Raw genomic sequence first — 15,386 nt, 5'->3', positions numbered from 1 at the left:
CAGACTATATCTAAATAAAGAGAATTTACATTTTTAGAAAAACCTATAGTCCAAGCATTTCGTCTGTCAACTCAACATCTACTTTCCGTCTATAAAATTCCATTTCTTTTAAACCAATCAGTTTTGAAATGGGTGCAAGTGGAAATTGGTGGATAGACGAATTGTATTCCTCTACGAGATTATTATAATGCATTTTCCATTGGGCTAATACATTTTCTGTCTCAAAAATTTCATCAAGTAAACGTTCAACATTTTTATTTGCTAATAACTCAGGCATCTCACGGAGAAACTGCCCAAATTCTTCAGAAGTCTCAATTTTAGACGACTTCATTACAGTTTTTTCTTCGAATTTCTTAACTTTAGATACTGATTTATTCAGGTCAATCACTGACTCTTTTTCAATTTTTTGATGTTTCTCCACAAAACGAGTGGCTTTATCTAAAAGGGCTTCATTTCTTTCCTCAACAATTTGAATCTGACTCTTACTCGATTTAACAGATTGCTCAGTACGGCGAACATGGTTGTATTGCATGATTAAGGACATACACAGACTTGTCAATAGGCCTGCCACCAAAATAAATCCTGGAAACGGCTCATAGACAGCACCGTTTTCCGTTGGCACAGCAATAGACATAATGATAAGTCACAACAATGTTGATAAAATAACTAGACCAATTCCTTTTAGCAATTCAAGTAAAATATTTTTATTTTTCATCATTTCTTTCTAACCTAATCTCAATATCCTCATTCATACTTCTTCTTAAATGAAATATGCTTTATAGTTACTAGCACAACTACTCATCTATCATACCAAAATAAATCATAAAATTCAATTGATATACGCTTCTATAAATTAACATTTTTACTCAAGGAAACATAGCAATTCTCCCTAAACAAATATCAGCCTTATAGCCCACTTTTTACTCTTTCCTTGCTTTTTTATTTACAAAATGATATCATCTAGTTATTATAACTATATGATAAGGAGTAGATAATGAATCGCATACCAAAATGGCAGCAGCTTCCCGATTTAGAATTGTATCTGGATCAGGTCTTGCTCTATGTCAATCAACAGACGAAGCCCGTGTTAGGCAGTCGTGAAAAGCCTATCACTGCTTCAATGGTCAACAATTATGTCAAACATGGCTATCTTCCAAAGCCTATCAAGAAAAAATACAGCCGTACTCATCTGGCACGTCTCATTATTCTCAGTATCTGTAAGCCGATTTTTCCGATTGCAGAGATAAAGGACATCATCGATGTCTTAAAGGAGACGTACGAGGCTCCTGAGCTCTACAATGCCTTTGTTGCTTGCTTTTCAGGTAATGAAACGGCGGAGCACCCGCCTATTTTGCAAAAGGCTTGTCAGACCATTCACTTTTACCAAGGGACACTTGCCCTCATTCCAGAACTGAAAGGAGAACCTCATGAATCAGAGCTTTAAACTATCCCTCCAACTTTCATTTGGCGAAGAGGTGGGCAATGCCGTCACCCATGCTGTCAGCGCCTTTTTCATGCTACTGTTGCTCCCTATTTCTGCCATTTATAGCTATGAACAGACTGGCTTGGTGCAAGCGATCGGGGTCTCGATTTTCATCATCAGCCTCTTTCTCATGTTCCTCTCCTCGACCATTTACCATTCTATGGCTTATGGTTCAACTCATAAGTATATTTTACGAATCATTGACCATAGTATGATTTACATTGCCATAGCAGGTAGCTACACTCCTGTGCTGTTGACCCTCATGCCCAACTGGCTGGGCTATCTGCTTCTCGTCATTCAATGGGCGACGACGATTTTTGGTATTCTCTATAAAATTTTTGCCAGAAAGGTCAACGAGCGCTTCAGCCTCGCCCTCTATCTCATCATGGGCTGGTTAGTAGTGCTGATTCTACCACAGGTGGTCAGTCAAACGAAACCTGCCTTCTGGTTTCTCATGCTGGCAGGCGGGATTGCCTACAGTATCGGCGCTATATTCTACGCTAAGAAAAAGCCCTACTTCCATATGATTTGGCACTTGTTTATCATACTCGCCAGTCTCTTACAGTATCTAGCCATTGTCTTTTATATGGTCTAATCTAAGACTTGTCTCTAAATTCAAAAGACGCTATACTAGTCTGTAGGGGGACAGATATGACCAGTAAATACCAACGCATTATTGAAGATATTCTTACAGGAATCAAGGAACACCGCTTTAAACGAGGACAAAAATTGCCCTCCATTCGTAGCTTGAGTGAGCAGTATCAGTGCAGCAAGGATACCGTTCAAAAGGCCATGCTTGAGCTGAAATACCAAAATCGAATTTATGCGGTAGAAAAAAGTGGCTACTATATCTTAGAAGATCAAGATTTTCAAGACACAACTGTCTCACTCAATCCAGAAGATTTCTTGCAGCTACCCTACGAGGATTTTCGGACCTGCGTTCATGAAAGTCTGATTGGGCGAGAAAATTATCTTTTTAATTATTACCATCAACAGGAAGGCTTGGAAGAATTGATTGACTCTCTCCACACGCTTCTGATGGATTATCATGTTTATGCTAAAAAAGACCAGCTCGTCATTACAGCAGGAAGCCAGCAGGCTCTCTATATCCTAACTCAGATGCAGTTGTCTAACGATAAAGAAGAAATCTTGATCGAAGAGCCGACCTACTATCGGATGAGAAACCTCTTGGAACAACAGGCACTCCCCTTTCAGACCATTGAACGGACCTTGGACGGGATTGACGTAACCCAATTAGAGCAGATCTTTAAAAGTCGGAAAATAAAATATTTCTATACCATTCCCCGCCTCCACAATCCCTTAGGAACGACTTATAATCGTGACACCCAGCAGGCTATTGTCCAACTAGCTGAACAGTACAATGTCTATGTGATTGAGGATGATTATCTGGCAGATTTTGATCCTGCAAAGACCTTACCACTTCACTATCTTGATAGCCACGACCGTGTCATCTATATCAAGTCCTTTACACCGACCCTTTTTCCAGCCCTACGTTTGGGAGGCATTGTATTACCTAGGCAGTTGCGAGAAACCTTTTTACAGCATAAGAGCCTGATTGACTACGATACCAATCTCATCATGCAAAAGGCCTTATCGCTCTATGTTGATAATGGCATGTTTGCCCGCAACACGCGCCACCTACACCAGTTAAAACAGACACACGATGCCGACATGAAAGAGATGATCGCTGACACTCACCTCACCTATCCCTACCACATCGCTCACGAAATGCTGACCATTCAGCTACCAAAGGGCAGGATAACAGCCCGCCTCAAACATGGAATAACAGACGGACAAATCATTGCAGGTTTAGCCCATGACTATCTCCAACTCCCTTATAGCAAGGAGTTTGCGCAACATCTCCGACAACTACTTGAAGAACTAACAATCAGCTAGGCATCTGCCTAGCTGATTGTGTATCTCTCCTGCTTTCCTAGCTTTGCAATCATAACTTTTTATAGTCAAATGAATGAACTTCCGTTCCTTGTCTGAAAGTTCATTCATTTGACTATCGTCCCCAAAGGGGCATACCTCATAAACAAATAGGAATCTTCACTGTTGTTAGACGGTCGAAAACCTTGCTTGGTCCAAAATGCCTTGGCCTTCTCATTCTTGATATGAACAGGGAGTGAAATGCGTTTTGCCTGATGCCTTTCTTGCAAATACTGCATCGAACGTTGGTAGATTGGCTGCCATAGCTCTGCCCTTAAAACGCATCATCAATCAAAAAGTTGATGATTTCCGAATGTTCCTTGTGAATATAAAGAGACACAAAGCCAATGAACTGGCCATGATGATTAATGACAAAGGCTTCCACGTAACCACGATAGTGCCAAGCTTCTGCGAGCAAATGATCTACAACATCCTCCTCTGAAACGCTCACCGTCAACGCAATACAAGCCTGAAAAATGATCCTCATCAATGGGCCTTAATGTAATCCCCTTAATCTTATCCGCCAAATGACCACCACTCCTGAATGGTCGCACCAATCGCCTTTATCTGGTCTACACTTCCCAAGTCATAGACATATTGAAAGCCCTCATCACGCAAGAGTTGGGCCGCCTGCGCGGACGAGACACTATCTGAACCATAGAGATAAATCGGCACATCGTGCACCAAGGTTGGAAATTCCTGCTTGCCTAGGGTCGTCAACGGATAATGCTCTGCAATCTCCACATGACCGAGCTGGTATTCGATAAAAGAGCGCACGTCATAACACTTAGCACCGCTTTTGACAGCAGCCTCCACCTGATCAAAACGAATCTGATAGGTCTGTGCATCCTGACTAGCCTCGGACCACTTGATGTTGGGCTCAACTCCAACCAAAGGTCGCCGAGGCATTCTCTTCTCCTCAGGCTGGGAGCTTGGTTTCATCTGCTGAAATCCTACAAAACCAGCAACAAGTACCAGTACAAGCAGGATCATCCTTGATTTTTTCATTCCTTCCCCATTCTGATAACGTATAAAAAAAGGCAATGAACCGAAGTTACTAGCCTTTTTTCATTGTCATTAAATTTCGTATCCCATCAAGAGGCCGTTTTCTTCTGCATAAAAGCTACAAAGTCCAGAAGTTGGAAGGGCTTCAATGAGGGCCTCTGGGTACATATTTCGGACCATTTCCGAGAATTGCTGGCAGAACTTGTCATTGTTGCGATGGGCAATCACGATTCTTCCACCCTTATAACCTGCTTTGAGAATTTCTTCAAAGGCTGTTGAAACAGACTTTTTATGACCACGTGCTTTTTGAAGTAACTCAAGCTTGCCTTCGCTACTTGCTTCGCCCACCATGCGGATATTCAACAGGCCAACAACTGCTCCAACCAGCTTACTCAAACGCCCGTTTTTGACCAAATTATTGACCTTAGCAAGGACAAAGAGCAACTTGGTCTTTTTTTGGTACTCCGTGATGGCCTCTACCAAGGCATCATAGTCTAGGCCTGCCATAATCAAGCGGTTGATTTCACCGACCAGTAAATCCATTTCTCCACCCGCAGAAAGGCTATCAATCAAATGAATCTTGACCGCAGGGTATTCTTCTAAAAACATGTCTTTTGCGACACGGGCACTATTGTAACTACCAGACAAGGAACCGGTCAAGGTTAGCACAATTACATTTTCAGCACCTTGATACGCCGCTTCGTAGGCTTGCGGACTTGGACAGGCAGAACCTGCCGCTGCTGATGAAGCATACATTACGTCCATCATGTGGTCGATGTCGAGTTTTCCATCATCGAGGAAGGTTTGATCTGCAATGCGAACGGTTAAGGGAACAATTTCAAATAGGGTATCTGACGCGAGATTCGCTAGTGTTTTGTAATCACAGCCTGAATCTGCGACGATTTTCCATTTAGCCATAAATGTATTTCCATTCTATATAAGTAGTGAGGCTAAGATTTTTATTTGACAAGCAAACTATCTTACTTTACAATTATATCATGAAATAAGGCGAAGTGAAAGCATTTTCTTTCGGCTGTCACAGCAACTATAGAACTGCCTCTACTGACTTAGCGAGCCCTGCTTTCTCGCTCTAGGAGTTTCATGTTACGCGAGGAGAGAAACGATATGAAAAAACGGACAATTTCCCCTAAATCCTTAAGAAATTTAGCCCAATCCAATAAAGAAAGCAATCAACTAACCCGTGAATCCATTGAAACGGCTCTGCTTTTTTTGTTGGAAAAAAAGGACATGCGACAAATCTCGATTTCAGAATTGGTCAAAAAAGCAGGTGTTTCTCGCAATGCCTTTTACCGCAATTATAAATCAAAAGAAGAAATTTTAGAATTGGCTTATGCCAGAACTTCTCAGAATCTCATGGACAAGTGGCATCAATTGCAAAAGAAGGTCCACGAAGACGGGATTCAGCAGAGTTTTTCAGACTTTATCCAGCAGCAAAAAGATAAGGTCGAAGACACCAAGACCTTCTCCAATATTAGCCAGTGGATTAAGGATAAGACCAATCAATTGAATCAATGATAAGCTAAATAGGCTGGGCATTGCCCAGCCTATTGTCTTGCTTTTCCAAAAACAATCTACTAGGCTGTTTCAGATTGAAGAAAAAGTTCTCTTTATGCTACTTTTCTTAGGTGACGTGGACGGTAGTTCCATACTTACATTTTGACCCCAACATCTCAACATTTCTGAGTAGGGAGTAGAACGCAGTCGTGGTTTCGAAGAAATCGATTTTTTAGTCCTCGCTTTCGTATTTCTGGGCTCGGGCTAAAATAATCCACTGGATTATTTTAGTCCCACCCCGCACAGTTGATTAGATCATCTTTGGAGCTTATACAGCGGACATCCTGTCAATCAACCACTGAATTTGTTTTTATTTCACCTCAATAAAAATCAAAAGTAGAGTAGCTCAAAAGGTGTAGTATACCTTTTGAGGTGGGAAATAGTGCTAGCAAAGCTAGCCCCCTTGAAGGCGAAGGTAGTTGAAATAGTTGATAACTATTTCAAGTTGGAAATAAGAAACGTTTTAACTTTCCTCAACTGTTCCTTTCGGTTTTAAGGGAACAGGCTGAAAACCTCCACTGGAGATTTTCACTCACCAAGGCGAGTTGACAAAGTATCCTTTTAATTTTTAAAGAGTATACATTTGCCAAAAGAGGCTGGACATTTTGCCCAGCCTCTAGCTTCCTAATACTGCTACCTACCATCTGAAAAACAAAAATACAGTTGTTTAGTTTACTTTTAGTACTAGGCAACGAGCTGCAGGCTGTACTAGAGTACGGCAAAGCGAGTTCCAATAATCCAGTGGATTATTGGAAGTTGGAAATAAGGAAACGAAGTTTCCTCAGTCCCCGAAGTAATAAAAGATAAACTAAATGAGTATAACCTAACTTCTATAAGCATTTAGAGGTCAGGTTATACCACTATATTTTACTATCTACTTGATAGGGAATCGATTCAGCATCCATATATTTAAATCTTTTTAACTAATTAGTAAAAATCTTTTATAAACGATATCCCTTTTCATTTCTTTTATTTCCCTAATTGTCTAGTCCGTTTAATGGCTGCTTTTATGGCTGCCATAATGGCATAGCGAAAGCCCTCTTTTTCGAGTTTGACAACTCCTGCAATGGTGGATCCTCCTGGTGAGGTGACTTCCTGTCTCAACTGGGCGGGGTGTTTGCTGCTTTCTAAGATCATCTGGGCTGAACCGAGAAGAGTTTGGGCAGCGAGTTCCTTAGCATCATCAGCACTCAAGCCATGCGCGACTCCTGCATCCATCATGGCTTCAATCCATTGATAGACAAAGGCTGGCCCACATCCTGCAAGAGCTGTTGCAGCGTCCATCTGCTTTTCATCTACTCGTTTGACCTGTCCTGATTGGGATAGGAGTTGCTCGGTCACATCCGTCAATTCAGGATTGGTCAGAGCATAGGTTGTCATTCCTTGACCAATCGAAACAGGAGTATTGGGCATGATTCGAACAACTTGGCTAGCTGGCAAATATTGAGTCAGCTGCTCTAGGCTGATACCAGCCGCCATGGAAATCCAAACAGTAGAAGAGCGTTGCAGTGCCACTCCTCCCAGACTTTCTAAAAGAGGAGCAAGGAGATGCGGTTTGACCCCTAAAAAGATGACATCTGCTTCTTGAACGATGTCACTGTTTGAGAGGATACGCCCGCCTGTTTGTTCCTGTACAGCTGCGGCGCGATCCTGATGGTGATGACTAAGGAGCACTTCTACTCCTGCTACCTTGGCAACTGCAAGAGCAATCGACGACCCCATATTGCCGAGACCGATAAATCCAACTTTCATAAGCCCTCCTTTCTAACGTACCTGCCCCGTACCTGTAACAATATACTTGTAGGTGGTCATCTCACGCAAGCCCATTGGACCACGTGCATGCATTTTCTGAGTAGAAATCCCCAGTTCGCAACCTAGACCAAATTCACCCCCGTCTGTAAAACGGGTTGAAGCATTGACATAGATAGCTGCTGAGTCAACCATTTGGGTGAAATAGGCTGCCGTATCCGCACTTTCTGTCACGATGGCTTCGCTATGACCTGTTGAATGCGCCGCAATATGCGCTGCTGCTTCTGCAACATGCTCCACCACTTTCACCGCTAGGATATAGTCTAAAAATTCCGTGTCAAAATCGTCTGGCCCTGCTGGTTGCGCCTGCTTCAAATAAGTAAGGGCTTTTTCATCTGCTCGCAATTCGACTTGCCCCGCGAGCTTCTCTTCGATCAGGGGCAAGAATTGAGCTGCTATGTCCTGATGAACGAGGAGCACTTCTGCGGAATTGCACACAGATGGGCGACTGGTTTTGGCATTGATAACAATCGCAAGTGCCTTTTCCAAATCCGCAGCTTGATCCACATAGATATGGCAAATCCCCGTTCCTGTTTCAATGACAGGCACCGTTGCTTGCTCAACTACCGCTTGAATCAAACCTGCACCACCCCGTGGCACCAGCAAATCAATCTTTCCTTTTGCCGTCATCAGTTCCTGAGCTGAAGCTCGGCTGGTGTCCTGCACTAATTCAATCACTTCTGGCGCAATACCTGCTTTGACCAAACCTGCCTTCAAGGAGGTAACAATGGCTTTGCTAGAATGAAAGGCTTCTTTTCCGCCACGCAAAATAACCGCATTTCCACTCTTGATGGCAAGCGCCGCAGCATCAGAAGTCGCATTAGGACGACTTTCATAAATCATTCCAATGATACCAAAGGGAATGGATGTTTTCTGAATCCGAAGACCGTTTTCCGCCTGATAGTCATCAAAAACTAGACCGACCGGGTCTGGAAGAGCAATCAAGGCCCGAATCCCGTCTGCCATAGCTTTGACCCGCTCTACTGTTAAAAACAGTCTGTCCTGCATAACTGGAGCGATAGCGCCTTGAGCCTGCTCCATATCCCGACTATTTGCTTGTAAAATCTGCTCACAATCTGCTTCAAGCTGGTCTGCCATCGCCACAAGTGCCGCATTTTTTTGCTCTGTACTTGCCAAGTTAATAGCCGACTTATACGCTAAAAGACTATCTAATAAGGCTTGTGTTGTACTCATAACATCTATCCGTCCTTTCTATAGGCTGACCCAGTCATTGCGGTGAATAAAGATACCCTCTGCTTTTTCAGTGGAGAGTTTCTGCTTCAATTCTTCTGAGGAGAGCTTGACCCGACCTTTTCCAATCATGCGGTGCGTCTCTTGACTGTAGACAGATACAATATCACCCGACTGGAAATTCCCTTCAGTTGCTTTGATACCCGCAACCAGTAGGCTACGCCCCTTGTTCAGCATGGCTTCTGCTGCTCCTCTATCAATCTCAACAGAGGCTTCCGTCCGTGCATAGAAGGCCAGCCATTGCTTGCGCTGGTTCATGGCCTGTCTATCTGCAAGGAAGAGAGTTCCTTTGTTACGTTGAGTGACTGCTTGTAAGATGGCCGTGTCTTCTTTAGATGAACAGATAAAGACTGGTACGCCTGATTTGGTGGCAATCTGCGCTGCCTGTAATTTTGTCGTCATACCGCCTGTTCCATTGGAAGACCCTGCTCCAGCTGCTATGGCAAATAATTCGTCACTAATCTCTGCAATCTCTTCCAGATGTTGGGCTTTAGGGTCTGTATTGGGATTGGCTGTATAAAGACCGTCCACATCTGTCAACAACACCAGCAAATCTGCTTTTAGAAGCGATGCAACTTGGGCAGACAAGGTATCATTGTCTCCTACCTTGATTTCCTCAATGGCAATCGTATCATTTTCATTGATGATGGGAATGGCATTTTGATGCAACAAGACCTGCAAGGCTTGGGAAGCATTCTGATAGCGCCGCGCATCCGCAAAATCATCCTGAGTTAACAGAACCTGAGCCGATACAATCCCGTCTTTCATGAGATTTTGGGTGTACTCCTCAATCAAGAGTCCCTGCCCCACCGCAGCACTAGCCTGCTTTTCAGCAATCTTGGTCGGCCGCTTATCAAACCCCAAACGGCGAAAACCAGCCGCAATCGAACCTGACGTCACTAAAACCAACTGGTAGCCCTGCTGGTGTAGCTGGGCCAATTGATTGGTAATACGGGCAATCTTGATGCGATCCAAACGACCATTTTCCTGCGTGAGCGAGCTAGTCCCCACCTTAAATACGATTAACTTATCCTTCATACCTGCTTCTCATTTCCTAACTAGATAAGGAAAAGTATAGCATACTTCCTTCATTTTAACCACCAATTCTACTATGTAAGCAAGGAGATTCTGACAAGAATCGGAAGGAAAGTGTAAATGGAGGAAAATCTACCCCAAAACTGAGCAATGTAAGAAAGCTAGGGATTTCCCCAGCCTTCTTACCTTTCTTCTAAAAATTGCTCCATTCGCTCTACTAGACGTTCTGGCTCAAGGCTTTCTAACTGGTATTCTGTCTTGAGGAATGTCTTAATCTGCTGACCATACTGCTTATCAATCAAACGATTGTCCAAGAGAACCACACAGGATTGCTGATGTGCTAAGCGATTACTTCGTCCAATAGCTTGCTTCAACTTCAACATCATCATCGGCAGATGATAGTCATAAAAGGGATTTTTCTGCTCTACTTTCAGATGTCGATTCACCTTGCGGACAAAACGATCTTGAGGATTTTCAAACGGTAGACGGGGAATCAGCTGAATCATTTGCGGTTGACTGGCAAAGTCTACCCCCTCCCAGAAAGCCCCTGTCCCTAACAAAACAGACACTTCACCTTTATCAAATCGGCGTTTCAGTGGCATCTCAAGACCATGGCGATGCTGAGCCAGATGAGGAACCTCAGCCTCTTCCAAGATTTTCGACAATTCCAAGAGCAGGTTAATCGAGGTCAGTAAAACTAATATCGGTCTACCGAGCACTAACAAGTCCTGAATCTGCTGAGCTATGAATGCCGCATGTTCTTCCTTGTTTAAGGCGACCAAATCAGGTAATGTTCGAGGATACACAATCAATTGATTCTCTACCTGCTGACTGGAAAGTCTATCAAAGGTCATCTCTTTAAACCCCAGTAAATCAGCCACATTCACCTTTTTACTAATCTCAAGAGTGGCACTGATACAGCATATTTTACTATTTGGCAACAGATTAGCCACATCAAGTACATCTTCCTGACTGGCTCTTAGGAAGCTCAAGCGCTTCTCATCTCCCCTGCGCTCTTCCAGCCAAAACTCCCGCTTCTGTCCTAGCAACCATAACCAATCTTGAAAATCACTGTCGCCCAGCTCTTCCAAATTTTGTCTGAGAGCTTCTAGGTCTTCTGCTGTTAATTCTCGCTTGCCAGTCGCTCGGAACTGTTCTAAAAGATGACGTAACTCAAAAGAACAGGCTTCTAATAAGCGTTTTTCAAGAAGCTGACTAGTTCTGTCCAACTTGCTCTGGAGCAGGGCTTCACAGTCTGAAATCGACAATTCCTGGCTGGCATATTCTTCTGCTGCGAGGACCAATTTTTGCGCTTCATCGATCATCAAGAGCCGCTCCTGCATCCAAGGAGTATCTGATACATGCTCCAAAAAGTAAGCATGGTTGGTCAAAGTGACATGACTTGAGCGAGCAGCCTCTTGCACCCTATACCAAAAATCCCACTCTCCAAACAAGGATTGCTCATTCCAGTTGCCGTCATGCTGTAGCTCATCGAAATAAGCTTGATAGCGCTGTTGCTTAAGCTCATCCAAGTCTCCTGTCTCCGTCTCACAAAGCCAGACCAAGAGGTGCATTTTGTAACGATTTAAAAGCCGATTCTCATCCTGCCGCTCCAAGGTCTGCCAAAAGGTATCCAGCTTGAGATAATGGCGAGGGGACTTGATGCTAGCTAGGCCCGTATGAAAGACCTCTGACAGCCTTTTCCCTTCATTTTCCATAATCTGCTGCTGCAAGACCTTGGTCGGAACGACCGCAAGAATAGGCTGGTCACTATAGGCTAAGGCCGGAAGCAAGTAGCCATAGGTCTTGCCGATTCCTGCCTGCGCCTGAATGAAATGCACACGAGCATTCTCGTCTTGCAGGCGTTTTTCCATGATTTGGGCAAAGGCCAGCTGTTGCGGTCGCTCATCCAGCCCTAAAAGAGTGAGATTGGTCGCAAAATCTTTTGATAGACGATAAGGTGCTTGTAGCACAGCTGGTTTCTTCAAACAAAGACCACCTACTAATACCAGATGTTCGGGCAAATAATCTGACAAAGTAGGGTATAGCTCATCAATGACCAAGCGAGATTCGTAGAGCAGATGATCCGCAAAGTCAAGGATATGTTCTACAGTCTGCTTGGGCAATTGCTGAATTTTCTCTTGGATTTTCAACAACAGGTGGGCCGTAGCCGTCGCATCTGCGATAGCCGTATGGGCCTGCTCCAACTCAAGGTCCAACTCCTTTGCAAGATTGCTCAGACTATATTTGTCCAAGGTCGGGAAAAATAGCTGTGCCAATTCGACCGTATCAACTCGCGGTGTGTGTAAATCATAGCCTTCAAAAAAGAGCGCTTCTGCCAATAAATTGGCATCAAAAGACACATTGTGGGCTACAAAAATGGTCCCCTCTAATAAGTCATAAATTTCTTTTGCCACCTGACCAAAATCAGGGGCTACTGCCAATTGCTGGTCGGTAATGCCGGTCAATTCGCGGATATGATAGTCCAATTTCTCGTAAGGATTGATATCTGTTGCGTAGGTTTCGACAAACTGCCCTGCCTCCACAATCACAATTCCAATCTGGATAATTTTGGCATCACTACTGCTGTTCGTTGCTTCTAGGTCTACAACCGCATACCGATTTGCTTGTTTTCTCTCTGTCATAACAGTAAAATTATATCATATTTTCCATCAAAAGCTCTAACCTTTCCACCAGTCCTTGCAATTTTCAAAAGAGACAAGCGCCTCATTTTTTGCTAGACTAGAGTAGAAAGACTGTCCAAAGGAGAATAAAATGAACCTACATCAAACCGTAAACCCTGTCGCCTATGAAAATACCTACTATTTGGAAAATGATTCCCATCTTATCGTGGTGGATCCTGGCAGTGACTGGACAACGATTCGACAGACGATTGAAAGCATTGGAAAGCCAGTAGCTGCTATTCTCTTGACCCACACCCATTACGACCATATTATGAGCTTGGACTTGGTACGAGAGCATTTTGACATGCCTCCTGTCTACGTGGCTGAAAGTGAGGCTAGCTGGCTCTACACACCTGAAATGAACCTCTCAGGACTTGACCGCCACGATGATATGGAAAATGTCGTCTGCCAACCAGCCGAAAACACCTTCCAATACGAAACAGACTACCACATCGAAGGCTTTCATTTTTCAGTGGTCGCAACTCCTGGCCACTCCATCGGTGGGGTCTCCTTCATCTTTCCAGAGCAAGAACTTGTCATAACAGGTGATGCTCTTTTCAGAGAATCAATCGGTCGCACAGACCTTCCAACCAGCAATTTTGAAGATCTAATAGCAGGTATCAAAAACAACCTCTTCACCCTACCTGGTCACTATCAGGTCTATCCCGGACATGGACACTCCACCACCATTTCCCACGAAAAAGTTTTCAATCCATTTTTTAGATAGGAACAGTCCGGTGAATAGTTACTGGTTGGACATCAATACTATAGTGGATTGAGAAAGGAATAGGACAAGGAAAGGAGTTGCAGATAGAACTGGCGTTCAGCAAAGCGACTCAACGATGTCCTAACCTTTATTCAATTCACTATACATGCTCCTACCAGTCAGCAATCTAACATGCCAAACGAACAACGATCCGCACAAGTAATAAAAAAGAAAGTTTGAACAACTTTCTTTTTTATTACTTAAATCTTCAAGAAGCGTCTCATGGAAATCACAGATCCCAAGGCACCGATAACAATTCCAACGACAAAAAGGCTGGCAATCATGGCTGGAACAAAGACGTTCATACTAATCAAAGAGAGATTCTGTGAGGCCAAGGAAGCATTAACAGAGGCATAGAGCAGCTGATAAGCAAAGTAAATCAAGGCAGATGGCACAACTGCTCCGAGCAAGCCAACCCAAGCTCCTTCCAGCAAGAATGGCCCACGGATGTAGCTGTTTTTAGCTCCCACCAATCGCATGATTTGAATTTCACGGCTACGCGAGATAATGGTAATCCGAATGGTGTTGGAAATCAGAAAGACCGCTGTAAAGAGCAAGAGCCCTGTTGCTGCAAATCCCCATGTTTTCACGAGGCTATTCAGTTTGAAGATACGCTCTGTTTCTACTTCACCGTCACGAACTTCTGTCACACCGTCAATCTTGGCAATCTCTGCCCCTACAGACTTGACATATTGAGGTTCTGTTGTTTCAATGATGTAGGCATCGTAAAGAGGGTTGGCATCTCCTTTAAAGAGATTCCAGGTTTCTCCTAAGGTTGCAGTCAAATGCTCCAACTGCTCTTCTTTGCTAGAATACTCAACACTTTTGACATTATCCAAGGCAAGAATTTGTTTATAAATCGATTGATAATCTGGGTTGTCAATCGTTTGGCCTTGGTCGTTAACAATCGTCTGAGCATTGTCTGTCGAATTTGCACGCAAGTAGACATTGATGCGAACATTGTCAGTCAAATCAGCTGTCAGCTTAGTCGCATTTAAAATAACAGAAGCGAAAATGCCGACCAAGGTCAAGGTAATCGTCACTGATGAGATGGCGGCAACCGTCATCCAGCCATTTCGCTTGAGGCTCTTTAAAGACTCAATAAAATGTCTAAAAAATCGTCTAATCATCGTATCCGTATTCTCCTTCTACTTCATCACGTACCACGCGACCGTCTTCGATTGCGATAACGCGATGGCGAAGTGTATTTACGATTTGGCTGTTGTGAGTCGCCATTAAAATCGTGGTCCCTTGGAGATTAATCCGCTCCAAAAGATTCATAATGTCCCATGAATTTTCAGGATCCAAATTTCCTGTTGGCTCATCGGCAATCAAGACTTTGGGGTTGTTGACAATAGCACGGGCAATCGCAATACGCTGTTGCTCACCACCTGATAGTTCATTTGGAAAAGAGCGAATCTTGTGCTTCAAGCCAACCAAATCCAAAACTTCCATGACCCGTTTTTTGATGTTACGTGGCTTTTCACCAATAACTTCCATGGCATAGGCAATGTTTTCAAAGACCGTCTTTTTCGGAAGCAATTTATAGTCTTGGAAGACAACTCCGACACTGCGACGTAGCATTGGAATATCTTTTTTCTTGATTTTAGCAAGATCAAACTTTCCAACCTTGAGCGAACCTTTATCTAACTTTTCTTCACGGTACAAGAGCTTGATAAAGGTTGATTTCCCTGCCCCAGAAGGCCCTACGATGTAGGCAAACTCCCCCGGTTCCACATTTACAGACACGCCTCGAAGGGCGGTTGTTCCGTTTCCATATTTCTTGGAAACATCCTTCATTTCAATAATTCCCATAAGGTATTCT

General features: G+C 43.6%; 14 protein-coding genes and 1 pseudogene. 5 read left to right on the top strand and 10 right to left on the bottom strand.

What is annotated here, in order from left to right; translation table 11 throughout:
* Positions 1 to 43 precede the first annotated feature (43 nt).
* Complete coding sequence (locus E4T82_RS01470; RefSeq protein ID WP_167753531.1) at positions 44 to 634, bottom strand: LemA family protein; 591 nt, start codon at positions 632 to 634, stop codon at positions 44 to 46.
* A gap of 360 nt (positions 635 to 994) precedes the next feature.
* Here E4T82_RS01470 and E4T82_RS01465 point away from each other — a divergent pair, with 360 nt between their 5' ends.
* The 3 genes from E4T82_RS01465 to E4T82_RS01455 are packed head-to-tail and all read left to right on the top strand — an operon-like array spanning position 995 to position 3,400.
* Positions 995 to 1,444 (top strand): DUF1836 domain-containing protein, encoded by a 450-nt coding sequence (locus tag E4T82_RS01465; protein WP_135181130.1) that lies wholly within the window; start codon positions 995 to 997, stop codon positions 1,442 to 1,444.
* The gene (trhA, locus tag E4T82_RS01460) at positions 1,428 to 2,078 is read left to right on the top strand and encodes a PAQR family membrane homeostasis protein TrhA (RefSeq protein WP_135181129.1); all 651 of its coding nucleotides are present in this window, start codon (positions 1,428 to 1,430) and stop codon (positions 2,076 to 2,078) included. The genes E4T82_RS01465 and trhA overlap by 17 nt, the downstream gene beginning before the upstream one ends.
* A 56-nt stretch (positions 2,079 to 2,134) precedes the next feature.
* On the top strand, positions 2,135 to 3,400 hold the full coding sequence (locus E4T82_RS01455) for a PLP-dependent aminotransferase family protein (RefSeq protein ID WP_135181128.1): 1,266 nt from the start codon (positions 2,135 to 2,137) through the stop codon (positions 3,398 to 3,400).
* A 310-nt stretch (positions 3,401 to 3,710) separates the two neighbouring features.
* Here the strand turns inward: E4T82_RS01455 and E4T82_RS01450 are convergent, their stop codons facing one another.
* From E4T82_RS01450 to E4T82_RS01440, 3 genes are all read right to left on the bottom strand, one after another.
* On the bottom strand, positions 3,711 to 3,923 hold the full coding sequence (locus E4T82_RS01450) for a hypothetical protein (RefSeq protein WP_135181127.1): 213 nt from the start codon (positions 3,921 to 3,923) through the stop codon (positions 3,711 to 3,713).
* Between the two features lie 29 nt (positions 3,924 to 3,952).
* Positions 3,953 to 4,444 (bottom strand): rhodanese-like domain-containing protein, encoded by a 492-nt coding sequence (locus tag E4T82_RS01445; protein ID WP_135181126.1) that lies wholly within the window; start codon positions 4,442 to 4,444, stop codon positions 3,953 to 3,955.
* Positions 4,445 to 4,513: 69 nt separating this feature from the next.
* Positions 4,514 to 5,359, bottom strand: a complete 846-nt coding sequence (locus E4T82_RS01440; protein WP_135181125.1) for a DegV family protein — start codon at positions 5,357 to 5,359, stop codon at positions 4,514 to 4,516.
* A 207-nt stretch (positions 5,360 to 5,566) separates the two neighbouring features.
* Between E4T82_RS01440 and E4T82_RS01435 the strand changes: the two are divergent.
* Positions 5,567 to 5,845: pseudogene (locus E4T82_RS01435) on the top strand (TetR/AcrR family transcriptional regulator); the annotation flags it as partial.
* A 1,140-nt stretch (positions 5,846 to 6,985) separates the two neighbouring features.
* Here E4T82_RS01435 and proC read toward each other — a convergent pair.
* The 4 genes from proC to E4T82_RS01410 all read right to left on the bottom strand — a co-directional run bounded on the left by proC (position 6,986) and on the right by E4T82_RS01410 (position 12,756).
* Positions 6,986 to 7,768, bottom strand: a complete 783-nt coding sequence (gene proC / locus E4T82_RS01425; RefSeq protein WP_135181123.1) for a pyrroline-5-carboxylate reductase — start codon at positions 7,766 to 7,768, stop codon at positions 6,986 to 6,988.
* 12 nt (positions 7,769 to 7,780) lie between these two features.
* Positions 7,781 to 9,019, bottom strand: coding sequence for a glutamate-5-semialdehyde dehydrogenase (locus E4T82_RS01420; protein ID WP_135181122.1), 1,239 nt, complete (start codon positions 9,017 to 9,019; stop codon positions 7,781 to 7,783).
* Positions 9,020 to 9,037: 18 nt separating this feature from the next.
* Positions 9,038 to 10,114: a glutamate 5-kinase gene (proB, locus tag E4T82_RS01415; RefSeq protein ID WP_135181121.1), complete on the bottom strand. Its 1,077-nt coding sequence runs from the start codon at positions 10,112 to 10,114 to the stop codon at positions 9,038 to 9,040.
* 179 nt (positions 10,115 to 10,293) lie between these two features.
* Entirely contained in the window at positions 10,294 to 12,756 is a 2,463-nt protein-coding gene (locus E4T82_RS01410; RefSeq protein ID WP_135181120.1) for a bifunctional DnaQ family exonuclease/ATP-dependent helicase, read from the bottom strand.
* Positions 12,757 to 12,886: 130 nt separating this feature from the next.
* Between E4T82_RS01410 and E4T82_RS01405 the strand changes: the two genes are divergently transcribed.
* A complete protein-coding gene (locus E4T82_RS01405) occupies positions 12,887 to 13,522 on the top strand; it encodes an MBL fold metallo-hydrolase (RefSeq protein ID WP_135181119.1) in 636 nt (211 codons plus the stop codon).
* Positions 13,523 to 13,761: 239 nt separating this feature from the next.
* On the opposite strand, the gene ftsX is transcribed toward E4T82_RS01405, so the two are convergent.
* Together ftsX and ftsE are read right to left on the bottom strand one after the other, a co-directional pair.
* Entirely contained in the window at positions 13,762 to 14,691 is a 930-nt protein-coding gene (gene ftsX / locus E4T82_RS01400) for a permease-like cell division protein FtsX (protein ID WP_135181118.1), read from the bottom strand.
* Complete coding sequence (gene ftsE, locus E4T82_RS01395; RefSeq protein WP_135181117.1) at positions 14,684 to 15,376, bottom strand: cell division ATP-binding protein FtsE; 693 nt, start codon at positions 15,374 to 15,376, stop codon at positions 14,684 to 14,686. Before ftsE ends, ftsX begins: the two co-directional genes overlap by 8 nt.
* Between the last annotated feature and the right edge of the window lie 10 nt (positions 15,377 to 15,386).

Origin of the sequence: Streptococcus cuniculi, assembly GCF_004570575.1 — a bacterium.
In the GTDB taxonomy this organism is placed as follows: Bacteria; Bacillota; Bacilli; order Lactobacillales; family Streptococcaceae; genus Streptococcus; species Streptococcus cuniculi_A.
This window is presented reverse-complemented; position numbering and strand designations above follow the sequence as displayed.

Coding starts and splice junctions, on each gene's coding strand:
- E4T82_RS01470 (WP_167753531.1), bottom strand. CDS start 634: ATGTCTATTGCTGTGCCAACGGAAAACGGTGCTGTCTATGAGCCGTTT.
- E4T82_RS01465 (WP_135181130.1), top strand. CDS start 995: ATGAATCGCATACCAAAATGGCAGCAGCTTCCCGATTTAGAATTGTAT.
- trhA (WP_135181129.1), top strand. CDS start 1,428: ATGAATCAGAGCTTTAAACTATCCCTCCAACTTTCATTTGGCGAAGAG.
- E4T82_RS01455 (WP_135181128.1), top strand. CDS start 2,135: ATGACCAGTAAATACCAACGCATTATTGAAGATATTCTTACAGGAATC.
- E4T82_RS01450 (WP_135181127.1), bottom strand. CDS start 3,923: ATGAGGATCATTTTTCAGGCTTGTATTGCGTTGACGGTGAGCGTTTCA.
- E4T82_RS01445 (WP_135181126.1), bottom strand. CDS start 4,444: ATGAAAAAATCAAGGATGATCCTGCTTGTACTGGTACTTGTTGCTGGT.
- E4T82_RS01440 (WP_135181125.1), bottom strand. CDS start 5,359: ATGGCTAAATGGAAAATCGTCGCAGATTCAGGCTGTGATTACAAAACA.
- proC (WP_135181123.1), bottom strand. CDS start 7,768: ATGAAAGTTGGATTTATCGGTCTCGGCAATATGGGGTCGTCGATTGCT.
- E4T82_RS01420 (WP_135181122.1), bottom strand. CDS start 9,019: ATGAGTACAACACAAGCCTTATTAGATAGTCTTTTAGCGTATAAGTCG.
- proB (WP_135181121.1), bottom strand. CDS start 10,114: ATGAAGGATAAGTTAATCGTATTTAAGGTGGGGACTAGCTCGCTCACG.
- E4T82_RS01410 (WP_135181120.1), bottom strand. CDS start 12,756: ATGACAGAGAGAAAACAAGCAAATCGGTATGCGGTTGTAGACCTAGAA.
- E4T82_RS01405 (WP_135181119.1), top strand. CDS start 12,887: ATGAACCTACATCAAACCGTAAACCCTGTCGCCTATGAAAATACCTAC.
- ftsX (WP_135181118.1), bottom strand. CDS start 14,691: ATGATTAGACGATTTTTTAGACATTTTATTGAGTCTTTAAAGAGCCTC.
- ftsE (WP_135181117.1), bottom strand. CDS start 15,376: ATGGGAATTATTGAAATGAAGGATGTTTCCAAGAAATATGGAAACGGA.